The organism is Azospirillum oryzae (assembly GCF_008364795.1).
Lineage (GTDB): Bacteria > Pseudomonadota > Alphaproteobacteria > Azospirillales > Azospirillaceae > Azospirillum > Azospirillum oryzae.
This window is the reverse complement of record NZ_VTTM01000004.1, coordinates 427,604-451,346: the sequence shown is the minus strand read 5'-3', so window position 1 is coordinate 451,346 and position 23,743 is coordinate 427,604. Positions and strand designations below refer to the sequence as shown.

At 68.2% G+C, this 23,743-nt stretch carries 26 protein-coding genes; 16 read left to right on the top strand and 10 right to left on the bottom strand.

Going from position 1 to position 23,743, the window contains the following annotated elements; genetic code table 11:
- The first annotated feature begins 74 nt into the window (after positions 1-74).
- From FZ938_RS15395 to FZ938_RS15385, 3 genes are all read left to right on the top strand, one after another.
- Positions 75-1,031, top strand: a complete 957-nt coding sequence (locus FZ938_RS15395) for a thiamine pyrophosphate-dependent dehydrogenase E1 component subunit alpha (protein ID WP_149199341.1) — start codon at positions 75-77, stop codon at positions 1,029-1,031.
- 16 nt (positions 1,032-1,047) lie between these two features.
- Positions 1,048-2,019 (top strand): alpha-ketoacid dehydrogenase subunit beta, encoded by a 972-nt coding sequence (locus FZ938_RS15390; protein ID WP_149199340.1) that lies wholly within the window; start codon positions 1,048-1,050, stop codon positions 2,017-2,019.
- Positions 2,020-2,186: 167 nt separating this feature from the next.
- A complete protein-coding gene (locus tag FZ938_RS15385; RefSeq protein WP_149199339.1) occupies positions 2,187-2,726 on the top strand; it encodes a hypothetical protein in 540 nt (179 codons plus the stop codon).
- A gap of 27 nt (positions 2,727-2,753) precedes the next feature.
- Here the strand turns inward: FZ938_RS15385 and FZ938_RS15380 are convergent, their stop codons facing one another.
- The 3 genes from FZ938_RS15380 to FZ938_RS15370 are packed head-to-tail and all read right to left on the bottom strand — an operon-like array spanning position 2,754 to position 6,354.
- On the bottom strand, positions 2,754-3,353 hold the full coding sequence (locus FZ938_RS15380; RefSeq protein WP_149199338.1) for a PqiC family protein: 600 nt from the start codon (positions 3,351-3,353) through the stop codon (positions 2,754-2,756).
- Positions 3,354-3,374: 21 nt separating this feature from the next.
- Positions 3,375-5,036 carry a PqiB family protein gene (locus FZ938_RS15375; RefSeq protein ID WP_149199337.1) on the bottom strand — a complete coding sequence of 554 codons (1,662 nt, stop codon included), beginning with the start codon at positions 5,034-5,036 and terminating at the stop codon, positions 3,375-3,377.
- Positions 5,029-6,354, bottom strand: coding sequence for a paraquat-inducible protein A (locus FZ938_RS15370; protein WP_246457255.1), 1,326 nt, complete (start codon positions 6,352-6,354; stop codon positions 5,029-5,031). The genes FZ938_RS15375 and FZ938_RS15370 overlap by 8 nt, the downstream gene beginning before the upstream one ends.
- A gap of 207 nt (positions 6,355-6,561) precedes the next feature.
- Between FZ938_RS15370 and FZ938_RS15365 the strand changes: the two genes are divergently transcribed.
- The 5 genes from FZ938_RS15365 to FZ938_RS15345 all read left to right on the top strand — a co-directional run bounded on the left by FZ938_RS15365 (position 6,562) and on the right by FZ938_RS15345 (position 10,571).
- Positions 6,562-7,419, top strand: coding sequence for a histidine utilization transcriptional repressor HutC (locus FZ938_RS15365; RefSeq protein WP_246457254.1), 858 nt, complete (start codon positions 6,562-6,564; stop codon positions 7,417-7,419).
- A gap of 66 nt (positions 7,420-7,485) precedes the next feature.
- On the top strand, positions 7,486-8,316 hold the full coding sequence (locus tag FZ938_RS15360; RefSeq protein ID WP_246457253.1) for a transporter substrate-binding domain-containing protein: 831 nt from the start codon (positions 7,486-7,488) through the stop codon (positions 8,314-8,316).
- A 71-nt stretch (positions 8,317-8,387) separates the two neighbouring features.
- Positions 8,388-9,035 carry an amino acid ABC transporter permease gene (locus tag FZ938_RS15355; protein ID WP_149199335.1) on the top strand — a complete coding sequence of 216 codons (648 nt, stop codon included), beginning with the start codon at positions 8,388-8,390 and terminating at the stop codon, positions 9,033-9,035.
- 4 nt (positions 9,036-9,039) lie between these two features.
- Positions 9,040-9,744 carry an amino acid ABC transporter permease gene (locus FZ938_RS15350; protein ID WP_149199334.1) on the top strand — a complete coding sequence of 235 codons (705 nt, stop codon included), beginning with the start codon at positions 9,040-9,042 and terminating at the stop codon, positions 9,742-9,744.
- Complete coding sequence (locus FZ938_RS15345; RefSeq protein ID WP_281399489.1) at positions 9,744-10,571, top strand: amino acid ABC transporter ATP-binding protein; 828 nt, start codon at positions 9,744-9,746, stop codon at positions 10,569-10,571. Before FZ938_RS15350 ends, FZ938_RS15345 begins: the two co-directional genes overlap by 1 nt.
- A 53-nt stretch (positions 10,572-10,624) precedes the next feature.
- Here FZ938_RS15345 and FZ938_RS15340 read toward each other — a convergent pair whose 3' ends face one another.
- Both FZ938_RS15340 and FZ938_RS15335 read right to left on the bottom strand, forming a co-directional pair.
- Complete coding sequence (locus FZ938_RS15340; RefSeq protein ID WP_149199333.1) at positions 10,625-10,891, bottom strand: Txe/YoeB family addiction module toxin; 267 nt, start codon at positions 10,889-10,891, stop codon at positions 10,625-10,627.
- Positions 10,872-11,138, bottom strand: a complete 267-nt coding sequence (locus FZ938_RS15335) for a type II toxin-antitoxin system Phd/YefM family antitoxin (RefSeq protein ID WP_044552781.1) — start codon at positions 11,136-11,138, stop codon at positions 10,872-10,874. The genes FZ938_RS15340 and FZ938_RS15335 overlap by 20 nt, the downstream gene beginning before the upstream one ends.
- Positions 11,139-11,311: 173 nt before the next feature.
- Here FZ938_RS15335 and FZ938_RS15330 point away from each other — a divergent pair, with 173 nt between their 5' ends.
- From FZ938_RS15330 to FZ938_RS15300, 7 genes are all read left to right on the top strand, one after another.
- The gene (locus FZ938_RS15330; RefSeq protein WP_149199332.1) at positions 11,312-11,986 is read left to right on the top strand and encodes an energy-coupling factor ABC transporter ATP-binding protein; all 675 of its coding nucleotides are present in this window, start codon (positions 11,312-11,314) and stop codon (positions 11,984-11,986) included.
- Complete coding sequence (locus FZ938_RS15325) at positions 11,986-12,636, top strand: energy-coupling factor transporter transmembrane component T family protein (RefSeq protein ID WP_149199331.1); 651 nt, start codon at positions 11,986-11,988, stop codon at positions 12,634-12,636. The genes FZ938_RS15330 and FZ938_RS15325 overlap by 1 nt, the downstream gene beginning before the upstream one ends.
- Before the next feature lie 27 nt (positions 12,637-12,663).
- Positions 12,664-13,212, top strand: a complete 549-nt coding sequence (locus FZ938_RS15320) for a biotin transporter BioY (protein WP_149199330.1) — start codon at positions 12,664-12,666, stop codon at positions 13,210-13,212.
- A 4-nt stretch (positions 13,213-13,216) separates the two neighbouring features.
- Positions 13,217-14,704 (top strand): class I adenylate-forming enzyme family protein, encoded by a 1,488-nt coding sequence (locus FZ938_RS15315; RefSeq protein ID WP_149199329.1) that lies wholly within the window; start codon positions 13,217-13,219, stop codon positions 14,702-14,704.
- The gene (locus tag FZ938_RS15310) at positions 14,701-15,870 is read left to right on the top strand and encodes a thiolase family protein (protein ID WP_149199328.1); all 1,170 of its coding nucleotides are present in this window, start codon (positions 14,701-14,703) and stop codon (positions 15,868-15,870) included. Before FZ938_RS15315 ends, FZ938_RS15310 begins: the two co-directional genes overlap by 4 nt.
- The gene (locus tag FZ938_RS15305; RefSeq protein WP_149199327.1) at positions 15,871-17,106 is read left to right on the top strand and encodes an MFS transporter; all 1,236 of its coding nucleotides are present in this window, start codon (positions 15,871-15,873) and stop codon (positions 17,104-17,106) included. It begins immediately after the preceding gene.
- Between the two features lie 234 nt (positions 17,107-17,340).
- A complete protein-coding gene (locus FZ938_RS15300) occupies positions 17,341-18,519 on the top strand; it encodes a calcium-binding protein (protein WP_149199326.1) in 1,179 nt (392 codons plus the stop codon).
- A gap of 55 nt (positions 18,520-18,574) precedes the next feature.
- On the opposite strand, the gene purT is transcribed toward FZ938_RS15300, so the two are convergent.
- A complete protein-coding gene (gene purT / locus FZ938_RS15295; protein ID WP_149199325.1) occupies positions 18,575-19,744 on the bottom strand; it encodes a formate-dependent phosphoribosylglycinamide formyltransferase in 1,170 nt (389 codons plus the stop codon).
- 262 nt (positions 19,745-20,006) lie between these two features.
- Between purT and FZ938_RS15290 the strand changes: the two genes are divergently transcribed.
- The gene (locus tag FZ938_RS15290) at positions 20,007-20,381 is read left to right on the top strand and encodes a hypothetical protein (RefSeq protein WP_246457250.1); all 375 of its coding nucleotides are present in this window, start codon (positions 20,007-20,009) and stop codon (positions 20,379-20,381) included.
- 4 nt (positions 20,382-20,385) lie between these two features.
- Here the strand turns inward: FZ938_RS15290 and FZ938_RS15285 are convergent, their stop codons facing one another.
- The 4 genes from FZ938_RS15285 to FZ938_RS15270 all read right to left on the bottom strand — a co-directional run bounded on the left by FZ938_RS15285 (position 20,386) and on the right by FZ938_RS15270 (position 23,623).
- Positions 20,386-20,661 (bottom strand): DUF5985 family protein, encoded by a 276-nt coding sequence (locus FZ938_RS15285; RefSeq protein WP_149199323.1) that lies wholly within the window; start codon positions 20,659-20,661, stop codon positions 20,386-20,388.
- A complete protein-coding gene (locus tag FZ938_RS15280; RefSeq protein ID WP_174757008.1) occupies positions 20,661-20,930 on the bottom strand; it encodes a DUF5985 family protein in 270 nt (89 codons plus the stop codon). The genes FZ938_RS15285 and FZ938_RS15280 overlap by 1 nt, the downstream gene beginning before the upstream one ends.
- Positions 20,931-21,043: 113 nt before the next feature.
- Positions 21,044-21,418, bottom strand: a complete 375-nt coding sequence (locus FZ938_RS15275) for a hypothetical protein (protein ID WP_149199322.1) — start codon at positions 21,416-21,418, stop codon at positions 21,044-21,046.
- Between the two features lie 66 nt (positions 21,419-21,484).
- The gene (locus FZ938_RS15270; protein ID WP_149199321.1) at positions 21,485-23,623 is read right to left on the bottom strand and encodes a response regulator; all 2,139 of its coding nucleotides are present in this window, start codon (positions 23,621-23,623) and stop codon (positions 21,485-21,487) included.
- Positions 23,624-23,743 lie beyond the last annotated feature (120 nt).

Genomic DNA, 23,743 nt, shown 5'->3' with positions numbered 1-23,743 from the left:
GCGATGGGCCACAGGGGCGCCGCGAACAAGAATCCCCGCATCCGGATGGTCCCCAATTCAGGGAGACCGCCACCATGACCATCCGTCCACTGGACCCTGTCCAGGCCCTGGAACGCATGATGCTGATCCGGGCCTATGAAGAAACGCTGATCGACCTGCATGGGCGCGGGCGCGCCGCCGGGACCTGCACCTCCGTGGGGCAGGAGGCTCCGGCCGTCGGCGTCGTCTCGGCCCTGACCGCAGACGACCTGATCCTGACCAACCACCGCAGCGCCGGCCACCTGCTGGCCCGCGGCGCCGATCCCGGCCGCATGCTGGCGGAGGTGATGGGCAAGCAGGACGGTTATTGCGGCGGCAAGAGCGGGTCGCTGCACATCTCCGCCAAGGAACTGGGCGTCGTGCTGACCTCCACAATCGTCGGCGGCGAACTGGCGCTGGCGACCGGCGTCGGGCTGTCGCGGACGATGCTGAACAAGCCGGGCATCGTCGCCTGTTTCTTCGGCGACGGGGCCGCCACCGAAGGGCGCTTCCAGGAATCGCTGAACCTCGCCGCGGTGTGGAAGCTGCCGATCCTCTATGTCTGCGAAAACAACCAGTGGCAGGCCTTCGTCCACCGCAAGGAGACGATGCTGGCCGACGGCATCGCCGGTCAGGCGGCGGCGCTGGGGGTGGAGAGCGCGGTTGTCGACGGCAACGACCCGCTGGCGATGTTCGATGCCGCCAGCACCGCCATCGACACCATCCGCCGCACCGGCAAGCCCTTCCTGCTTGAGGCGATGACCTACCGCCTGCGAGGTCATTTCGAACCCGACGACCAGGGCTATGTCGACAAGGCCGAGTTGGCCCACTGGCGCGACCGCGACCCGATCCTGTGCCTGCGCGCGCGGCTTGAACGCGAAGGCAGCCTGACCGCCGAAGCCGTCGCCGCGATCGAAGCCCGCGTCCGCGCGACGATGGAGGCCGCGACCGCCTTCGCCGACGCCAGCCCCTATCCGGGCCTCGATGCCCTGACCACCGACGTCTACGCCTGAGCGGAGGCCCACCATCATGACCACCATGACCGTCAACGACGCGATCTCCGCCGCCCTGGCCGAAGAGATGCGGCTCGATCCCACCGTGATGATCTTCGGCGAGGGCGTCGCCACCAAGCGCCACGACCTGCTGGCGGAGTTCGGCGCCGCCCGCGTCCGCAACACCCCGCTGGCGGAGGGCATCATCGCAGGCACCGCCGCCGGGGCCGCCGCCACCGGCCTGCGCCCGGTGGTTGACCTGCTGTTCGCCCCCTTCCTTTGCTATGCGATGGACGAGATCGTCAACAGCGCCGGCAAGCTGCGCTACATCTCCGGCGGACAGTTCAAGTTTCCCATGGTGGTGCTGGCGATGACCGGCGCCGGATGGGGCGTAGGCGCCCAGCACAACCACAACAACGAAAGCTGGTTCGTCCACAGTCCCGGCCTGAAGATCGTGATGCCCTCCACCCCCGCCGACTTCAAGGGGCTGATGAAATCGGCGATACGCGACGACAACCCGGTTCTGGTCTTCGCCGACATCGCCCTCGGCTACAGCGCCGGCGAGGTGCCGGAGGATGCCGACGCCATCCCGCTGGGCAAGGCGGCGGTGCGGCGCGAGGGCCGTGACGTGACGCTGGTCTCCTACGCCAAGACGGTCGGCACCTGCATGGCCGCTGCCGACATGCTGGCCGCCTCCGGCATCGATGCGGAGGTAATCGACCTGCGCAGCCTGAAGCCGCTGGACGAGGACGCCATCCTGCGATCCGTCGCCAAGACCGGCCGGCTTGTCGTGGTGCATGAGGCGAGCCGCTTGTGCGGCGTCGGTGCGGAGATCGCCGCCCTGGTGGCTGAGAAGGCCTTCACAAGCCTGCGGGCGCCGGTGCTGCGCCTGACCGGGCCGGACGCGCCGGCCCCGGCCAGCTTCCCGCTGGAACAGGCTTTCGTGCCGCAGGCCGAGGCGGTGGTCGCGGCGGTCCGCTCGCTGGTGGCCGAACCGGCGACCGCCTGACCGCGCACGCCTCCCGCCCTTCGCCGGCTCCCCGCGCCCCGCCGCCGCCAGCGGTGGCGGGGCGCGGGGACATTCCGGGCCTCGCGAAGCCCTACTATTTGCGAATGACTTGCATTCGCATACAGAACAGCCTACCTTCCGCTCATCCAATCCAAGCGGAGTCCGTCATGTCCAGCATGCAGTCCCATCGCCGCTCCATGCCCGGCCGCGAGCGCTTCCAGGACCTGCGCGGCGCCGAGGCGCTGGTCGTCTCCGTTCTGCGGCTGTGGGCGGAACCGTTGCGGGAGCCGGAACGCCAGCACCCGCACTGGCAGGACGGCATGACCGAGGCCGGCCTGTCGAACGATGCTGCGGTGGCCTTCGACACGCTGATGCGCATCGTGCTGGCCGCCACCACCCGTCCGCTCGACCTGCACCGTCCGCCCTGCCCGTCTCTGGGTACGGACGAAGCGCTGCTGCTCGACATTCTCCGGCTGGCGCAGCACGGTCAGCATGGCGAGGCGGGGCTGCTGATGAATGACTGGCTGCCGCTGGCCGGCGTGCGCATGGCGATGGCCCCGCTCTGCGTCCTGGCCGCCGCCCTCGGCCGTGCCGGGCTGCATCTGCCGGACCCGGCAGAGGTCACACCTTCGCCGAACCGTCCAGCCGTCGGCCGCATGGACCGGCCGCACTCCAGCGCAGATCGCGGCGCCACCCTGCTGCATTGAGGCGCCGGCAAGCTCGATCCTGGTTGGCTAACGCCGCACACCGGCGGCGATGCGGTCGGCCAGCGCTCCGACCGCTTGGCTCATTGCCCGGACCTGGGCATCGGGTCCGGTTCCGGCGGACGGCACCTCGACGATTTCGCGCGTCGGGCCGCTCTTGCGCCCGCCGGACCCGCCGCCCGGCGACAGGCTCCATTGCGCATCCAGAAGCACGCGGCCGGTGGTGTCGGCGTCGAAGCGCAGCACGGTGACGGCGAGCACCGCAGTTCCCTCCGCCACGTTGCTTCCGGCCGTCGGCAGCACCGTCGTGCCCGGCAGGCGCGCCGACAGGTCGCCGGCCAGAGTGGAGCGCAGCCCGTCGGCCAGCGGCTCGGCCCAACGGTCGAACTCCAGCGTCTCCACCCGGTTGCCGTCGATCCGACGGACGATCTGCGGCCGGTCGATCAGCATCGGCAGGTCCAGCGATCCCAGCGCCAGGATTTGCGGCACGGACCGGGCGGGCTGCGCCGTGCCGCCGGGGGGCACCACTGCCAGCGTGTAGAGCCGGCTCTCCGGCGTCGACTGGCAGGCCGCCAGCACGAGAAGCGGCGCCGTCAGCGCGGCATTCCGCAATCCGCGCACCCAATCCATCACCCTCTCCTCCCCATTCCGTTACCTCTTGCCCCGAAGCAGAGCCTCCGGGTGACGTTCGAGATAGTCGGCCAGCACGCGGAAGGACCGCGCCGCGTCGTTCAACTGCCGCATCACGCCGGGCAGATCGGCCTGTCCGCCTCCGCCGCCCAGCAGCCCGTTGGCACTATTCAGCGTGCCCTGGGCCGCGGTCGCCACGCCGCGCAGGCTCTTCACCAACTGCGGCAGTTGCCGGTCGGCGTCTCGCATCAGCGCGTCGGCGCTGCCGAGCGCCTTGGCAAGCGCCGCCAGCGAGCGCGCGAGGTCGGGCGAGCCGGCGACGCCGCTGATCGACTGCAAGGTACCGCGCAGGTCGGCCAGCAGCGCGTCGAGCGGCAGCGCCGCCACCTTGTCCATCACCTGCCCGGCCGACCGGGTCAAGGACTCCAGGTCGCTGGAGGCGACGGTGGGCAGTTCCGACCGCTCGGTCCCCGGCGCAGTCGGCGGGTTGCCGGGCTCGTAGTCGAAGGACACCAGCTTCTGCCCGGTCAGCAAATTGCCCGAAGCCAGCCGGCCGCGCAGCCCCTTGGCAACCTGCGTGGCGACCAGCTTGCGCACCGCCGCCTCGTCCATCGGCTTGCCGTCGATCACGGCATAGGTTCGGGCGACCAGATCGGGTTCGATGTCGATGTCGACGGGAATGTGCAGTACCTGCCTGTTCTCGTCATATTCCAGCCGCACGGCGGCGACGTGGCCGACGGTCAGGCCGCGCATCAGCACCGGCGCGCCGGCCTGCAGCCCCTGCACCGAGCCTGGGAACTCCAGCCGATAGCGCACGCGCAACCGGTCGCGCGCCGCCGCGGCGGAGGCCTGATCCTCGTAGAGGGTGAAGGTGGCCCAGTCATTTGCCTGCGCCCCCGCCTCCGGATCGGCCGGGGTTTCCAGAACGACGCCGCCCAGCGCCAGCGACTTCAGCGATTCGGTCTGGAACTTGATGCCGTCGGCCCCGGCGGAGAACTGGATGCCCGACGACCGCCAGAAGCGGCTTCCCTCATGCACCAGCTTCTCGTAAGGCGCGCGGACGAAGACCGACACCGACACCGTGCGGTCCTGCGGCGACAGGTTGTAGCCCATCACTTCGCCGATCTGGACGCCGCGGAAATAGACGGGGGAGCCCTGGGCCAGCGACCCCAGCTGTTCCGTCTTCAGGTTGAAGCTGCGGCCCGGCACGTCGGCGCGGATCACCGGCGGCTCGTCCAGCGCATCGAACTCCCGCCGGTCGTCGCCGCCACCGGGTTCCATCTCCACATAGGTACCGGACACCACCGTGCTGAGCCCCGACACCCCGCCCAGGCTGAGGCGCGGCGCCACCATCCAGAAGCGGGTCCCCTCCTTCAGGTGGCGGGTGGCGGTGCGGTCCATGCGGGCGGTGGCGATCACCTGCGACAGGTCGTCGGACAGCCGCACCGATTCGATCACGCCCAGATCGACGTTCTTGTGCTTGATGCGGGTCCGCCCGGCCTCCAGCCCGTCACCGGACTGGAAGGTGATGACGATCTGCGGCCCACGCTCTTCGAACCAGCGCCAGCCGAGCCAGCCGGCGATCAGCACCGCCACCAGCGGCAGGATCCATAAGGGCGACAGCCGCCGGCGCGACGGCGTCGCGACCTCCGGCGGATGGTCGTTCGGGGTCTCGTCAGCCATGCCGCGCCACCTCCGCCCGTTCATCGGGCGCCGGATCCGGCGCGCCCTCCGCCGCCCGATCCCACATCACGCGCGGGTCGAAGACATGGCTTGCCACCATGGTCAGCACGACCACCGAGGCGAAGGCGATGGCGCCGGGATCGGCGCGGACGGAGGCGACGGCGCCGAACTGCACCAGGGCCGTGAGGATGGCGATCATGAACACGTCGATGTTGGACCAGCGCCCGATGGCGTCGATGATACGGTACAGCCGCGTCCGGGCATGCAGCCTGCTGGCCGAACGCCGCCACGCGGCCAGAAGGAACCAGCCGAGCCCCGCCAGCTTCAGCACCGGCACGGCGACGCTGGCGACGAAGACCAGAATGGCCAGCGGCCACAACCCGGCTTCCGCCAGTTCGTGCACGCCGCTGAGGATGGTGCTGGGGGCGCCCTGGCCGAAATTGATGACGGTCATCACCGGCAGCAGATTGGCCGGGATATAAAGGACCGCGCCGGCCGTCACCAGCGCGGCGGTGCGCTCCAGGCTGTTCGGCTCGCGCGGGTGCAGGCGGCTGTGGCAGCGGGTGCAGCGCTCCGGAGCCGGGCCGTGGTCGCAGCCATGGACCCGCTGGCAGACGGTGCAGGCGACCCAGCGCGCCGGTGCCGGCGCGCCGGAAGGCGGCACATGGTCGATGGCCTGCCAGATCCGGCGGCTGTCGAGCGACAGGTCCATCAGCGTGCGGACCAGCACGAAGCCGCCCAGCGCCAGTCCGCCGGACAGGAATTCGGCATTGGCGAAGCCTTTCAGCCGCGAATATCCGACCAGGAGCCCCAGCAGGAAAACGTCCAGCATCGCCCAGGGCCGCAGCCGCTCGGCCCAGGCGAACAGACGCGCCGTTTCCCGCGCATGGACGGGTGGGCGGCCTTCGTGCAGGCGCTGCAGTACGGCGATCACCGCCATGTTGCGGGCGAAAGGGGCGGCCAACACCAGCGCGCCGACCAGCAGTGCCAGCGGCCACATGCCCTGTTCGGCCAGCGTTTCGACCCCGGTGACGACCAGACTGGTCCGGTCGTTGCCCTGGATGTTCACCCCCATCAGCGGGTTGGCGGCGATCAGCAGCAGCAGCAGGGCGCCGGCGACCGCCACCGGCAGCGCATGGTGAAGCCCGCCCCGGCTGTGCCGGAACAGCACCGCGCCGCAACGGGTGCATTCGGCCCGGTGGCCCGGTGCCGGCAGGCGGATGCGGTGCAGGCGTCCGCAGTCGTGGCAGGCGACGAGATCGTCACGAACCTCCGCCACCACCCCACTCAACCCTTCCTTGCCCGATCCGACCAGCATGCACGCACTCAAACCTTCAAAACTGCGAAACCCGCTCTCCAATTGGCTTTTTTGAACGGCTGCGCAAGCCCTTGCGAAGCGGATAGGCGGAAATCCGCCGCACCGCAGCATAGCCAAGGGCAAGATCGGGAATTCGCGATTGACCGAAAGATTATGTACATACATTATCGCCGGAACGTCACATCGCAACGCGGCGCGGAGAGCGGGGTGCAGGGGTTGGTACGGCAAAACCTGACCGGAAAGGACCGCGGTGGCGGACCGGCTTCCCAGCCGGACGATCCGGTGCAAGGTGGCCTGACCCTGGACGGCAGCCCCGGCGGCTCACTGGATGGCGCCCTGGACGGCCGCGGCCCCCTGTTCGACCAGATCAAGCGCGCCGTCGCCGGCCAGATCCTGCGCGGACGCTGGCAGGCCGGCCAGCGCCTTCCCAACGAGGCGGAACTGTCCAGCCTCTACGGCGTCTCCCGCCAGACCGTGCACAAGGCCATCGCCCTGCTGGCGCGGGAAGGGTTCCTGGTCCGCCGTCGCCGTGCCGGCACCTTCGTCGCCACCAGCCGCCGCGACCGCTTCGCCCTGCCCATCGAGGACATCGGCGACGTGGTGGCACGGGAGGGGCGGGTCTATGAATTCCGCATCCGCGACCGCAGGACACTGCGCAACGGCGAGGGCATCCGCTGGCCGGACCTGCCCGACGGAACGCCGATCCTGACGCTGGAATGCCTGCATTTCAGCGACGGGACGCCGATCCAGCACGAACGCCGACTCGTCAACCTTGACGTCGTGCCGGAGGTGATTGACGAACCGTTCGACGTCGTGGCACCCAGCCGTTGGCTGGTCGAACGGGTTCCCTGGTCGTCCGCCGACCACACCGTGCGGGCGGTCAACGCCACGGCGGAGATGGCGGCGCTGCTGGGGGTGGAGGCCGGCACGGCCTGCCTGTCGATCCGGCGGCAGACCATGCATCTCAGCCGGCCGGTGACGCTGGTTCATTTCCTGTCGGTGGGCGACCGCTTCAGCCTCAGCGGGTCGTCGATCACCGACAGCGCGACAGAGTTGAATTTGTAAACACAAAAGGACCGGCGACAGCCGCCGGCCGCAACAGGGGGTCCTTTCATGATGGAGAGCAAGGCTATGGTTCGGACGATGGTCAAGGCGGCGCTGCTGGGCGCCACGATGCTGGTCGCCGGTGCCGCCGCCGGCACGGCGATGGCCGACACGCTGGCCGACGTGAAGAAAGCCGGCGTCCTGACCGTCGCCACCGAGATGCAGTTCCCGCCCTTCGATTTCCTCGAGAACAACGAATACCAGGGCGTCGACCGCGACCTGATCGACGAGGTGGCCAAGGAACTGGGCGTCAAGGCCAAGTACATGGACCTGCCCTGGACCAGCGTGCTGCCCGGCCTGGAAGCCAAGAAGTTCGATCTGGTCATCGCCCCGGTCACCATCACGAAGGAGCGCATGAAGCGCTATTCCTTCACCGTTCCGATTTCGGAGGCGACCGCCGCCCTGATGAAGCGGGCCGACGACAAGACCATCAACAAGCCGGAGGACATCGCCGGCAAGAAGGTCGGCGGCGGCAAGGGCACCTCGCAGTTGGCCCAGGTGAAGGAATACGGCCAGACCCTGCCGACCCCGCCGGACGTGCGCGAATATGTCGACAGCAATCAGTCCTACGCCGATCTGGCCGCCGGCCGCGTCGACGCCTCGGTCAACTCGCTGCCGAACCTGAACTTCGCGGCATCCAAGCGCAAGGACACCTTCGCCGTCGTTCTGCCGCCCTTCGGCAAGCCGTCCTACTTCTCCTGGGTCGGCCGCCTGGACGAGAACGACAAGAGCCTGATCGAGGCGGTCAACGCCGCCCTGGTGAAGATCCAGAAGGACGGCCGCATGGCGACCATCCAGAAGAAGTGGTTCGGCGTCGCCCAGGACCTGCCGACCACCGTTCCGGAACCGCAGCTGTAACGTAAGCCTGGTGGTAAACTCCCTCTCCCGCCCCGGGAGAGGGATAGGATCGCTCGACGAAGGCCCACTCGATGAAGTTCAGCGTCATCATCGACGCCCTTCCCTATCTGCTGGGGGCGGCCGTCACGACCATCTGGGTCTCGCTGCTCGGCGTGCTGCTGGGGCAGGTGTTCGGCGTCGTCGTCTGCGTGGCGCGCCAGTCCGGCGGCCGGGCGGCCGACATGGCCGGCGGCGTCTATGTCAGCTTCTTCCGCGGCGTGCCGCTGCTGATCCAGCTTCTGCTGATCTATTACATGCTGCCGTTGATCGGCATCGACGTGCCGCCGCTGGTCGCCTCCGTCGCTGCGCTGGGTCTCGCGTCCGGCGCCTACGTGTCGGAGATCTACCGCGGCGCGCTGAACGCCGTCCCGCATGGGCAATCGGAAGCCGCGCTGGCGCTGGGCTTTCCCGCCCAATCGATCTGGACGCGCATCCTGCTGCCGCAGGCCTTCCGCATCTCGGTTCCCGCCCTGGTCAACGAGCTGATCCTGCTGCTGAAGGCGTCCTCGCTGATCTCCGTCGTCGGTGTGGCGGAGCTGACGCGGACCAGCCAGACCATCTCGGCCAGCAACTACCGCCCGCTGGAGATCTATCTCGCGGCCGGGCTCATCTATCTGGCGATCAACGGCGCGCTGGCCCTGTTCGGCACGCTGGTCGAACGCCGTCTGCAACAGGCCTGATCCGATGTTGGACCTTTCCCTTCTCGTCCAGTACGGCCCGGCGCTGCTGCGCGGCTTCGGCGTCACCATCCTGTGCTGGGGCGCCGGCTGCCTCATCGGCATGGTCCTGGGCTTCGTGCTGATGCTGCTGCGGCAATTGCCGATCAAGCCGCTGCGCTGGATCATCCGCGCCTATATCGAGGTGATCCGGGGCACGCCCTTCCTGATCCAGCTGTTCCTGCTCTACAGCGGCGGCCCGTCGATCGGCCTGCGGCTGGAGGCGACCACCGCCGGCATCCTCGGCCTCGGCATCTATGGCAGCGCCTATTTCGCCGAAATCTTCCGCGCCGGCTATCAGGCGGTGCCGAAGGGGCAGGTGGAGGCGGCGCTCAGCCTCGGCATGTCCTACGGCTCCATCCTGCGCCGGGTGATCGTGCCGGCGATGCTCGTCTCCACCATTCCGGCCATCGTCAACATGATGGCGATCCTGACCAAGGAGACGGTGGTGCTGTCGATCATCACCGTGCCGGAACTGATGTACGAGATGCAGACGATGGCGGCGGAGACCTTCGCCACCTTCGAGACCATCCTTGGGATGGCGCTGTTCTACTGGCTGTTGGTGGAGGTGGTGTCGCGCCTAGGCCGCCGGCTGGAGGCGCGCGTCACCCGTTTCCTGACCCATGCCTCGCCGCAGGGGTCGTCTACCGAGACCGCAACCGCGAGGGCGTGATGACCGCAGTTTCCCAAACCGCCACCCCGCCGCGCACCATGGTCCAGGGCGATGCCGTGCCGATGGTCTCGATCCGCGGCGTCGGCAAGAGCTTCGGCACCAACGAGGTGCTGCGCGACATCGACCTGACGGTCAACAAGTCGGAGGTCGTCTGCCTGATCGGCCCCAGCGGATCCGGCAAGAGCACGCTTCTGCGCTGCATCAATTTCCTGGAGGTCTACGACCGCGGCGAGATCCGCATCGAAGGCACGCTGGTCGGCTATACCGAGGACACGCCGCGCCGCCGCCTGTCGAACCGCGACCTGCGCAGCCTGCGCCGCAACGTCGGCATGGTGTTCCAGCAGTTCAACCTGTGGCCCCACATGACCGCGCTGGAGAATGTGGCCGAAGCCCTGGTGCAGGTCCGCGGCATGGACAAGGCGTCGGCTGCCTCGCATGCCGGCCGGATGCTGGACCGGGTGGGTCTGGCCGCCAAGGCCGACGCCTACCCCGCCCGCCTGTCCGGTGGCCAGCAGCAGCGCGTCGCCATCGCCCGCGTCATCGCGATGGAGCCGCACCTGATGCTGTTCGACGAGCCGACCTCGGCACTCGACCCCGAACTGGTGGGCGAGGTGTTGCAGGTGATGCGCGATCTGGCGGCCGACGGCATGACCATGGTGGTGGTGACCCACGAGATGGGCTTCGCCGCCAACGTCGCCGACAAGGTGGCGTTTCTCGACCGCGGCCGCATCGCCGCCTTCGGCACCCCGCGCGAGGTCTTCCACGAATCCACCGAACCGCGGGTGCAGCAGTTCTTGCAGACGTACCACGAGCGGAACAGCTTCTGATTGCCGTTCGGCTATGAAGAATGGCCGCCCACAGGGGCGGCCTTCATGGCGGCTCAGTAATGATACCGGCAGGCGAGGATTTCGAGCGCCTGGGCGTCGCCGCTCCCGGTCACCCGATAGACCAGCCGATGTTCGCCTGTAATGCGGCGTGACCACCAGCCGGCAAGCCCTTCCTTCAGGGGTTCAGGCTTGCCCAGTCCTGAGAACGGGTTCCGTTCAGTGTCGCGAATCAGGTCGTTGACCTTCTTCAACACGGCCCGTTCGTTCTTCTGCCAGTATAAGTAATCCTCCCAAGCGCCGTCAGTCCAAACCTTCTTCATTCAGAATGTCCCGCTCGATGCCTTTGCCAGCATCAAGTTGGGCGATGCCCTTGAGCAGCCGCTCCGCGTTCTTGGGGCTTTTCAGGAGATGAAGCGTCTCCATCAACCCTTCGAACTCTTCCTCGGAAATCATCACCACCGACCGTCCCTTCTGACGGGTGACGGTCAGCGGCGCGCGGCTGTCACAGACCTCGTCCATTACACTGGCAAGATTGTTTCTGAGGTCGGTGTAGCTGATGTGACCCATATCGAAATACTTATCTGTATGCGGGTGGGGTGCGGCACTATGTACAGAAACATGGACAGAAATCAAGTCCGGACTACCACAGCCACGCTCTCCTCTGGAACCCCGCCCGCAAACCCGCTAAGAACCTTTCGCACGCGCAACAGAACTGCAACGCGAAAGCTCCGTCTCCGTCGATGATCGAACTCCGGTCCGTCACTCACGCCTATGGCGAGCGCCCCGTCCTGCACGACCTGTCGCTGCGGATGGCCGAGCGGCGCATCGCCATTCTCGGCGGCAACGGGTCGGGCAAGAGCACGCTGGCCCGCCTGCTGAACGGCCTGATCGTACCGACCACAGGTACCGTCACCGTCGATGGACTGGACACCCGCAGCGACGGCCGGGCCGTGCGTCAGCGGGTCGGCTTCGTCTTCCAGAATCCCGACACCCAGATCGTCTACCCGACGGTGGAGGAAGACCTCGCATTCGGGCTGAAGGCGCGCAAGCTGCCGAAGGACGAGATCGCCCTCCGCGTCGCCGGTGCGCTGGAGCGTTACGGCCTCGCCCGCTACCGCCACCAGCCGGCCCACCAGATGAGCGGCGGCGAGAAACAGCTGCTCGCCATCGCCGGGGTGCTGGTGCTGGAACCGGCCTATGTGATCTTCGACGAGCCGACCACCCTGCTCGACCTGCGCAATCGCCGCAAAGTGATCGAGTTGCTGCGCGGGCTGCCGCAGACGGTGATCGTCGTTACCCACGACCTCGACATGGTGAGGGATTTCGACCGGGCGCTGGTGCTGGAGGACGGCCGCATCGTTGCCGACGGTCCCCCGGCGGAGACCGTGCCGGCCTACATCAAGCGGCTCGGCTGATGCTGGGACTCTACCTGCATCGGGAGTCTGCCGTCCACCGCCTGCCGGCGGGGGCGAAGCTGGGCGGGCTGCTGCTGGTGACGGTGGCGGTGCTGGCGCTGCCCGGTGCCTGGGGGGCGCTCGCCGCCGGACTGATCGGCACCGCCGTGCTTGTCGCGGCGAGGCTGCCGGCCAGACGGGTGCTGGCGGAGCTGCGGGCGCCGGTCGTCATGCTGACCCTGCTGTTCGGCTTCCAGTCCCTGCTGGCCGGCGGCGGATGGGAGGAGACGACCGTCGCCGTCGCCCGTTTCGCCGCCCTGATCCTGCTGGCGACGCTGGTCACGCTGACCACCCGCGTGACGGACATGGTCGATCTGTTCGAGCGGCTGTTCGGCCTGCTGCGCCCGGTCGGGGTCAATCCGGCGAAGATGGCGCTGATGCTGGCCCTGACCATCCGCTTCATCCCGCTGCTGGGCGAACAGGTGCGCGAGGTGCGGATGGCCCAGCGCGCCCGCGGCGTGGAGCGCAACATAGCCGCCCTGTTCGTTCCGCTGCTGGTCAAGATCCTCACCATGGCCGATGATCTGACCGCCGCACTGGAAGCGCGCGGCTACGACCCGGCGGATGCCGGGGCAAACGACACCAAAACCAAAAACAGCACTCAACGATAACGTCACCAGCCGAAGGAAGCGTCCGCCATGTTGTCCACCCGCGACCTCGTTCTCTGCGCCCTGTTCGCCGCCCTGCTGGGCGGGCTTGGCATGGCGCCGCCGATCCCGCTCGGCTTCCTGCCGGTGCCGGTCACCGCGCAAACGCTGGGCGTCATGCTGGCCGGCACCATCCTGGGCGCCAAGCGCGGCGGCATCGCAGCATTGCTGTTCGTCCTGCTGGTCGCGGCCGGACTGCCGCTGCTGGCGGGCGGGCGCGGCGGCATCGGCGTGCTGATGGGGCCGACCGGCGGCTTCGTGCTGTCCTGGCCGATCGCCGCCTTCGTCACCGGCTGGCTGGCAGAGCGGTTCGCCACCAATGCCAACCCGATCCGCCTGTTCGCGGTCAGCGTCCTCGGCGGCATCCTGGTCGTCTATGCCGGCGGCATCCCCTGGCTGTCGCTGGTCGCCGGCCTGCCGATCGAGAAGGCGCTGTTCGGCTCGCTGGCCTTCGTGCCGGGCGACCTGATCAAGGCCGGTGTCGCCGCCGTCGCCGCCTCGGGCGTCCGCCGTGCAGGCATCCTGCCGATCCATGCCTGATCGAATGGCGCCAGACCGACCCTCCTTTGTCGGCAGCCATACCGGGGCGGACAACCTCGCCCGCCCCTTCGCACTGGCCGCCGGGCGGGCGCCCGGCCATCCCGCGCTGGTCTTCGGCGACGAGGTGGTGTCCTACGGCACCCTGCTCGACCAAGTGCGGCGGGTGGGAGCCGGCGTGTCCGCGGTGCGCCGGGACGGAGTGCCGCCGCGTGTGGCGCTCGGCCTCGGCAACCGGGCGGAGTTGCCGGTGCTGTTCTTCGGCATTGTCGCGGCGGGCGGCATCGTCGGGCTGCTCGACCCGAAATGGAGTGCCGGGCAGATCGCCGCCGCCATCGACACTTTCCGTCCCGACCTGCATCTGACGGCGGAGACGGCACCCGCCTGGATCGCCGCTCAGCCGGCGGGTTGGACCATCCCGGCGGTCGATCCGGAAACGCCCTTCCTGGTCGGCTTTACCTCCGGCACCACCGGGCGGCCGAAGGCCTTCATCCGCAACCAGGGCTCCTGGCTGGCGACGCTGGAAGCGAGCCGCTTGGAGTTCGGCATCGGACCCGACGACATCGTCCTGGTGCCGGGACCGCTGGTCCATGGCCTGGGTCTGTATGGCGCAGTGGAGGGGCTGTCGGCAGGCGCCACCGTCCGGGTACAGCCGAAGTTCGACGCAACGGACGCCGCAGTGCAGTTGGCAGAGTGCGGCGTCACCACGCTGGTGCTGGTGCCGACGATGCTCGTCGCCATCCTCGATGCGGCGGAACGCGACGGCCGGCGCTTCCCCGCCCTGCGCCGGGTGGTCTGTTCCGGCGCCAAGCTCGCCCCCGCGGTGCATGACCGGCTGTCCGCCCTCTGCCCGGATGCGGCCGTGCTGGAATATTACGGCGCGTCAGAGCTGAGCTTCGTCAGCCTGCGCTCGTCGCGCGAGGGCGCACCCGCCGACAGCGTCGGCCGCCCCTTCCACGGGGTGGAACTGAGCCTGCGCGACGATGACGGCAATCCGGTGGAGCGCGGCCGGCCCGGCACCGTCTGGGTGCGTAGCGGCATGCTGAGCGACGGCTATCTCGGCACCACCGATGGAGCCGGCTATCGCGAGCACAACGGCTGGGGCACGGTCGGCGACTATGGCTGGATCGACGGCGAAGGTTGGCTGAGGCTGGTCGGCCGGGCCGGTGACATGGTCATCACCGGCGGGCTGAACGTCTACCCGGCGGAGGTCGAAGTCGCCCTGCGCGCCCATCCCGCGGTGGCGGAGGCGGTGGTGTTCGGCCTGCCCGATCCCTATTGGGGCGACGCCCTGTCCGCCGTGGTCTGGTGGCGCGGCGCGGCGCGCGCCTCGCTCGCCGAGTTGCGCGGCTGGTGTCAGGAGCGGCTGGAGGCCTACAAGGCCCCGCGCCGGGTCTTCGCGGCGGCCGACATGCCCCTGACCGGCAGCGGCAAGATCGCCCGTGCCGATGTCCGCGAGCGGGCAAGGGCCGGCGGGCTGGAGGTGGTGGGGTGAGCAACCATCCCATAGTCGTCGCCGCACGCCGCACGCCGGTCGGCCGCATCGGCGGCTCCCTGCGCGAGTTGCCCGTCGAGGGTCTCGCCGCCCCGGTCATCCGCGCGGTGCTGGCCGACGCCGGCATCGACCCCGCAGAGGTGGACGAGGTGCTGCTGGGCAACGCGGTCGGGCCCGGCGGCAACGTCGCTCGGCTGTCGGCGCTGGCCGCCGGCCTGCCGGTTTCGGTTCCCGGCGTCACGGTGGACCGACAGTGCGGGTCGGGGCTGGAGGCGGTCAACCTTGCCGCCCGGCTGGTGCAGTCCGGCGCCTGCGACATCGTCCTCGCCGGCGGGGTGGAGAGCACCAGCACCGCGCCCTGGCGCGTCGCCAAGCCGTCCAGCCTCTACCGCAGCCCGACCTTCTACGACCGCGCCCGGTTCGCCCCCGACGAGATCGGCGACCCGTCGATGATCGAAGCGGCGGAGAATGTCGCCGCCGCCCACGGCATCGGCCGCGCCCGCCAGGACCGCTACGCCCTGGACAGCCACCGCAAGGCCGTCGCCGCGCAAGCCGCCGGACGGTTCGACCGCGAGATCGTGCCGCTCACCCTGCGCGACGGCCGCATCATCGACCGCGACGAATGCCCTCGCGCCGACACCAGCCTCGACCGGCTGGCGGCCCTGAGCCCGATCCTGCGGCCCGACGGCACCGTGACCGCCGGCAACGCCTGCCCGGTCAATGACGGTGCCGCCGTGGTGGCCGTGGTGTCGGAGCGGAAGTTCCGCGAACTCGGCCTGACCCGCGGACTGGCGGTGGTCGACAGCACGGCGGCCGGCGTGGACCCCAGGCTTCTCGGCACCGGTCCGATCCCGGCGGTGACGAAGCTTCTGGCCCGCAACCCCGGCCTGTCCGTCGCCGACATCGACCTCGTCGAGTTCAACGAGGCCTTCGCCGCCCAGGTGCTGGCCAGCCTCGACGCGCTCGCCATCGACCCGTCGCGCGTGTCGGTCGGCGGCGGTGCGCTGGCGATCGGCCATCCCTACGGCGCGTCTGGGGCCATCCTGGTGACGCGCCTGTTCACCGAGCTGCTGTTCCCGGCGGCGGGCACCACGCCCCGCCAGGGTCTCGCCACGCTCGGCATCGGCGGCGGACTGGGGCTCGCCACACTTCTGGAGCCAGTTTGAATGACCAGCGCCGCCACGGCCGGGGATAGTTTCCGGTCGGCCTTCCGTCACCGCGCCTTCGCCCTGTTCTGGAGCGCGAGGGTCTGTTCGATGCTGGCGATCCAGATGCAGGTGGTGGCGGTCGGCTGGCAGGTCTATGCCATGACCGGCGATCCGCTCGACCTCGGGCTGGTCGGGCTGTTCCAGTTCCTGCCCTCCCTGGCCCTGGTGCTGGTGGCCGGGCATGTCGTCGACAACAACGACCGCAAGACGGTGCTGTTCGGCGCCCTTTCGATCGAGATGATCGCCGTGGCCGCGCTGTTCCTGCTGACCATGGCCGGCGGGCTGTCGCCCCACGCGATCTTCGCCGTGGTGGCGCTGATCGGCCTCGCCAAATCCTTCGAGGGGCCGGCCAACCAGGCGATCCTGTCGGCGACCGTGCCGGTGGAGGACCTTCCCAACGCCGTCGCTTGGCAGTCGTCGGGGGTGCAGGTGGCGCAGATCTCGGGCCCGGCGCTGGGCGGGCTGCTCTATATCGCCGGCCCGGCGGCGGTCTACGGCGTCAGCACGGCGATGCTGGTGCTGTCGGTGCTGCTGATCGCCGCCTGCAGGCCGCGCCCCGTCACCATGACCAAGCGCGCCATGAGCCTGACGAGCATGCTGGCCGGCGCCGCCTTTATCCGCAGCCGGCCGGAGATCCTGGGCGCCATCTCGCTCGACCTCTTCGCGGTCCTGCTCGGCGGGGCGACGGCGCTGCTGCCGATCTATGCCCGCGACGTTCTGCATGTCGGACCATGGGGTCTCGGCTTGCTGCGCTCTGCGCCGGCGCTCGGGGCGCTCGCCATGGCGATGGTCATCACCCGTTGGGGCGTGAAGCGGCATGCCGGGCGCTGGATGCTGGTTGCCGTCGCCGGGTTCGGCGTCGCCACCATCGCCTTCGGCTTGTCGGCCGATCCGGTGCTGTCCTTCATCGCCCTTCTGGCGGTCGGCGCCACGGATCAGGTCAGCATGTTCGTCCGCCAGACGCTGATCCAACTCTCCACCCCCGACGAGATGCGCGGCCGGGTCGGTGCCGTCACCTCGCTGTTCATCGGCGCCTCCAACCAGTTGGGCGAGTTCGAATCCGGCAGCGTCGCGGCGCTGGTCGGCGCGGTCCCGGCGGTGGTGCTGGGTGGCGTCGGCGCGGTCGGGCTGGCCGGCCTGTGGGCGGTGATGTTCCCGGCCCTGCGCCGGGTGGACAGGCTGCTGGGGCGGTAGAAGGTGGCGCGGGAAGCAACCTGAAATCCACCGACACACCCTCGACATTCTAAGATTGCGCTCTTACACTTATGGGTATGTTCGACAGTCGACGACTGTCGACATTTAATTTGAAGGAGCTAATGGACCGGAGGCCGCAATCGCGACATCGCCTCGGTGGTATCGTCACAGACGACGCCGGCCGCCGAACATGCGTTCAGTAATATTCCTGTCGGATTTCTTGAGGATAGATACATGACCACTGTCGTCGCAAATGTCTCAATCAATTTGTCAGGGTCGGGAGATACCGCAGGTATCGTCTACGACAATTATTCCATTCTCGCACAGGACGGCTCGCGGATTGCGTTCCGTTATACGCTGAATGGCGCGCCGGTCATGGACGTCACCGTCACCGGTTCTTTCAATGTCACCAGTTACAATGTATCGGGAAGAATAACCTCCGTGTCGGCAACCCTGCCCAACGGAAACCCGCTGATGTCATTCAGCAATGCCGACATCAGCTTTTACAGCGTCTACAGCCTTGGTTATGCACTGACCACCCAGAACATCCTGTCCGGCAGTGATCAGATATTTGGATCATCCTATGCCGATACGCTCTATGGATATAACGGAAACGATTATATCAGCGGCGGCGGCAGTGACGACCTCATCAGCGGCGGGTATGGAGTCGATACGATCGACGGAGGTGACGGTGTCGATACGGTCATATCCAGCCAGAGCTATGCGCCCAATAAACTGATGAGCTACGGCGGCCAGTCCGCGATCATCGACCGCCTCAACGGTTCCGATTTGATTCGGAATGTCGAATATATCCGGTTTTCCGACCGTACGGTATCGGCCTCCAGCGCGACCGCCTTCGACGCGATGAGCTATCTCGCGGCCAACCGCGACTTGGCTGCCGCGTTCGGAACCAATGGTACGGCTGCCTTCTATCATTACGCTCAGACGGGACACCTTGAAAACCGGTCGACGAGCTTCGATGCCGCCAGCTATCTGGCCGCGAACCGCGATCTTGCTGCGGCATTCGGCACGAACACTGCTGCTGCGACGGAGCATTATATTGTTCTTGGCCGCTCGGAAGGGCGCAGCACGACGTTCAACGCCATGAGCTATATCGCGGCGAACCCGGATCTGATCCGGGCATTCGGCACCGACACGACCGCCGCAGCGTTGCATTACGCCCGCAGCGGGCGCCTGGAAGGGCGGACGACCACCTTCAATGCGGCGGCCTATCTGGCGCGCAATCCGGATGTGCAACGCGCCTTGGGCAGCACCGAGGCGGCGGCGGCCAACCATTACATCCTGTTCGGCTATCGCGAAGGACGCTCCACCGCTCCGCTGACCACCACGGGACGGGCGGCCCCGATGCTTGAGGCGGCTGGCTCGTCCGGAACGCTGGCGGTGACGTCGTAAGCGGACGCGCGGCGAGCGGCGGACATCCACCGTGCCCGCCGCATCGCCTGACGATTCACAGATACCGGATCGTCACCTTGTCCGCCGCCCGCTTGGCCAGCGCCCGTGCGTCGTCGGTGTCGCTGCCGGTGGCGAGCGCCACGCCCATGCGGCGGTTCTTGCGGGTGGTCGGCTTGCCGAACAGGCGGACATCGACCTCCTGTTCCGCAGACCCGAGGCGCAGCGCCTCGGCCAGCCCCTCGATGCGGAAGCTTTCCGCCTCACGGTCGGCCAGGATGACGGCCGACGCCGACGGGGCGCGGCAGACGATGTTCGGGATCGGCAGGCCCAGGATGGCGCGGGCGTGCAGTTCGAACTCCGACAGATTCTGCGACAGCAGCGTGACCATGCCGGTGTCGTGCGGGCGCGGCGACAGTTCGGAGAAGATGACCTCGTCGGCCGTCACGAAGAACTCGACGCCGAAGATGCCATAGCCGCCGAGATTGTCGACGACGCGCGCGGCCATCGCCTTCGCATCGTCCAGCATCGCCTGCGGCATGGCGACCGGCTGCCAGGATTCCTGATAGTCTCCGCGTTCCTGCCGGTGACCGATCGGCTCGCAATAGAGGATGCCGTCACGGGTGCGGACGGTCAGCAGGGTGATCTCGTACTCGAAGGGGACGAATTCCTCGACGATCACCTTGCGGCGGTCGCCGCGCATGTTCGCCACCGCATAGTCCCAGGCGGCCTCCAGCCCGGCGTCGTCCTGCACCGTGCTCTGCCCCTTGCCGGACGACGACATCACCGGCTTGACGACACAGGGGAAACCGGTGTGCTCCGCCCCGGCACGGACCTCTTCCAGGCTTTCGGCATAGCGGTAGCGCGAAGTGCGCAGGCCGAGTTCGGCGGCGGCGACCTCGCGGATGCGGTCGCGGTTCATCGTCATGGTGGCGGCACGGGCCGACGGCACGACGGTGGTGCCGGCATCCTCGAACTCGTGCAGCACCTCGGTGCGGATCGCCTCCACCTCCGGCACGATATAGTCGGGGCGGTGCTTGGCGATGGCGTCGCGCAGGGCGTCGGCGTCCAGCATGGAGAACACCTCCGCCGCGTCGGCGACCTGCATCGCCGGGGCGTTGGCATAGCTGTCGCAGGCGATGACCTCGCACCCCAACCGCTTGGCCGCGATAACGAATTCCTTGCCCAGTTCCCCGGAGCCGAGCAGAAGGATCCTGGCGGTGAACATCCACGCACTCCCCATATTGGCGACAGCAGCCCGACCATAGGGCTTCCGGCCGGGCGGGCCAAGCCCCGCCGCACGCCATCCGTATACACCGGCCGGGCGGAAGCAGTGCGGAAGCGGAGCGGAATAAATATTTATAAAATGAAATTATAATGGTATCGGATGAAAAACGCTGCTCATGTGTTCATGCGTAAATGAAGCCCTATTCCGGGAGGCGGCGATGGGAACGGTGGCGCGGCGCGGAGTTTTTGGTGGCAGGACCGTTATGGCCGCTTGCCTGGCAGCGTCGCTGGCCTTGCCCGGCTGTGCCGGCAACGGCAACGACGACATGGCGGGCGCCCTGCTGATCGGCGCCGCGGTGGTCGGGCTGGGCGTGCTGGCCGCCACAGCCGGCGATGACGACGACGATGGCGATTACAACCGCGGCCGGCATCATCACCGTCGCGGCGGCCAGGACAACGGCGGCTACTACGGCAACGGCTACGACGGCGGGTACAGAAGCCGGGGCCACGGCGGCTACAGCCGCTATGCCGGCAACGGCCAGTGCGACGATTCGCGTTACCGCACCTCCAACGGCGGGCGGGCGGAGGCCGGGACCGACGAATGGGACTGCCGCCGTTTCGGCGACGGCCGCAAATGACCGGTCAGCGCCGCCGTCCCTCCAGATTCTTGCGGGCGATGCCGGCAATGATCAGCAGGAAGGCCAGCAGGCGCAGCAGATAGACCCAGCTCTGTTCCTCCCGCTCCAACCCGCCCAGCGCCAGCACGATCTGATTGGTCGCCAGCAACGCGAAGGCCAGTGCGAAGCTGACGAACAGCGCATCGCGCGTCCGTCTCCAGAAGCTGAGGAAGAACAGACCCGCGACCGCATACAGCGCCGCCAGCGCCCCGGTGAAGAAACTGTAGGTCGTGGGCAACATCACTCGGCATCCCAAATGAAGCCGTACAGCAGGATCCCGACCCCGGCCAGGGCGGAGAGATGGCGGAACGGCAGCAGGTCGACCTCCGTCGGCAGAACGACGACGTCAATGAACAGCAGCAGGTTGTTGATCGCCAGTCCGACGAAGCACAGCGTGCTCCACAGCAGCAGGCGGCTGCGCGACCGCAGGTAACTGCGCAGCAGCAGCAGCATGCACAGCAGGCTGGCGGCGAAACACAGCAGATAGACCGCAGACTTCAGGACATCCATGTCAGCGCCCTTCTTTCCCTCTCCCCGGCGGGGAGGGAAGCCGATGCGGGCCGGGTATATCCATTGCAGGCACAGCCATCGTCGAAACAGCCATCGTATCTGTCCAATAAGTCTCAGTCATTGAGGCGGAACCTGAAGGAGTCGGCGAAGACCTGCACCTTGTTGCCGGGTGCCGCGAAAATCTCCCGGATGATGGCGGACGGACGGGTGGCATAGGCCTGCGCGATTTCCTCCACCCACTTGTCGAGGATCGGGGCAGCGGGCTGGTAGCGGTGACGGCCGTCCGCCAGCGCCACCAGAAGCCCGGCACCGAGAAAGCCCCCCAGCGCCTCCTGAACCACGACGTCGCTGCCGCGCAGTTCCCTCACGAGGTCACCATTCGACCAGTCGCGATCCGGATGCCGGCGCAACAGCAGAAGCAGTTCCAACGCCCATACGGATCGGATCGAACTTCTGAGCAGGGTAAGCGCGTCGTCGGACAAAACCATGAACCGGAACCTGACCTGATATGCACAACCGGCGGCGTGGGACGGCGCCGCCCTCGATCCCCCTCATCATCCCCGGACGGCCTCCGCCGGGGCGAGAGGGGCCTGCAAATCCAGCGCGCGCCGCAGTGCCCGGGCGAGAACACCGTCGCGGTAAGGCTTCGGCAGCGTTTCCGCCCGGCTCAGCACGGCCCCCAGCACGGCACCGGGATCGGCGGCGCCGCCGGTATCGGCGGACGCGCCGGCCTCCGGTTCCGGCGCACTGGTTCCGTTGGCATAGCCCGAAGCGAACAGCACCCGCAGCGAGGGGTGGCGGCGCAAACCCTCCAGCGCCAGTTCGCGCCCGTTCAGGCCCCCGGGCATCACGATGTCGGTGAACAGAAGATCGACCGGCTGCCGGTCCAGCAGGGTCAGCGCCGCTTCAGCCCCGTCGGCCTCCAGCACGCGGTATCCCAGCGCCGTCACCGCCTGGACGGCGACCGCCCGCACGTCGGCGTCGTCATCCACCACCAGCACCGTCTCGCCACGACCGGCGAAGGCCTCGTCGGCACCGTCATCGTCCGGAGCGGGGCCTTGCAGGGCGTCCATCGCCGCCCGCGGCAGATAGAGGCGGAAGGTGGTGCCGGCACCCGGGGTGCTGTCGATGCCGATCAACCCGCCCGACTGCTTGACGAAGCCATGGATCATGGCAAGGCCGAGGCCGGTGCCCTTCCCCGTCTCCTTGGTGGTGAAGAAGGGTTCGAAGGCGCGCTCCAGCACGTCCGGCGGCATGCCGCATCCGCTGTCCGACACCGACAGCAGGATATAGTCCCCGGCCGGAACCGACATGCCGTGTGCCGTCTGCGGTTCCTCGAAGCGGGTGTTGACGGTGCGGATGCACAGAGTTCCGCCGCCGGGCATGGCGTCGCGGGCGTTGATGACGAGGTTCAGCAGAGCCGATTCCGCCTGCGAACGGTCGACCGACGCCGTCCACAACGGCTCGGCATCGGCCGGCGGCGCCTCGATGGCGATGGCGACGCCGCCGCCCAGCGTGCGCTCCATCAGTTCGCCCATGCCGGTGACCAACGCGCCGAGATCCACCGGCTCCGGGTGAAGCTGCTGGCGCCGGGCGAAGGTCAGCAGACGCCGGGTCATGTCGGAACAGCGCAGCGCCGCCTGCAGCGCCATCTCCGCCCGCCGCGCCGCCTTCGGGTCGTCGGCGAGGCCGGGGACCAGACGCTCCAGGCTGCCGATCACCACCATCAGCATATTGTTGAAGTCGTGGGCGATGCCGCCCGTCAGCCGGCCCACCATCTCCATCTTCTGCGCATGGGCAAGCTGCTGCTGGGCCTGGCGGGTCTCGGTCACGTCCATGATGGTGCCGAACAGCTCGGTCGGCACGCCGTCCTCGTCGCGCACGACGACGGCTTGGTCCAGCAGATGGCGTTCACCGCCGTCCGGGCCGCGCCAGCGATATTCCACCATGGTCAGCCCGGTTTCGTGGACCGCCTCCAACTGGCGCAGCACGCGGCTGCGGTCGTCCGGATGCAGCCCGGATTCCCAGAATTGCGGGTCCTCGATGAAGCGGGCGGCGGGGCAGCCCAGCACAGTTTCCGTGGTGTCCGACAGGTAGCGGAACGGAATGCCCGGCGTCAGATCGGCGGTGTAGAGCACGATGGGAAGCTGGCCCAGGATCAGCGCCTGCCGCTCCTCCGACCGGCGCAATGCCTGTTCGGCCTGCCGCATCTCGCGCCGCACCCGCTCATTCTCGTCCAGCAGGCGCTGTTTGGCCTCGACCTCGCGCTTCACCTCCTCGGTCTTGCGGTAGAGGTCGAGGAAGACCGCCACCTTGCATTTCAGGATCAGCGGGTCGACGGGCTTGAACATGTAGTCCACGGCGCCGGTGGCATAGCCGCGGAAGATGTGCGTCTCGTCCTTGTTGATGGCGGTCAGGAAGATGATCGGGATGTGGCGCGACTTCTCGCGCAGGCGGATCAGCTCCGCCGTCTCGTAGCCGTCCATGCCCGGCATGTGGACGTCCAGCAGGATCAGCGCGAAGTCCTGCCGCAGCAGATGCTTCAGCGCCTCCTCGCCCGACCGGGCGAGCACCAGCTGGGCCCCCAGATCCTCCAGCGTCTCGCGCACGGCGAACAGGTTCCGCGGGTCGTCGTCGACGATCAGGATCGCGACGTCCGCCTTGTCGGGCTGGGGATTCGAATCGCTGGTCATGGTTCCGCTTTCCCATCCCGCGGGAACGGCAGCCGGGCCGGCGGGCGGTGGCACCGGCATCACGTCGGGTGCAGGGGCCGCCGGCAGAAACGTCTGGCGAACGGCATCTTCGCCGGGCGT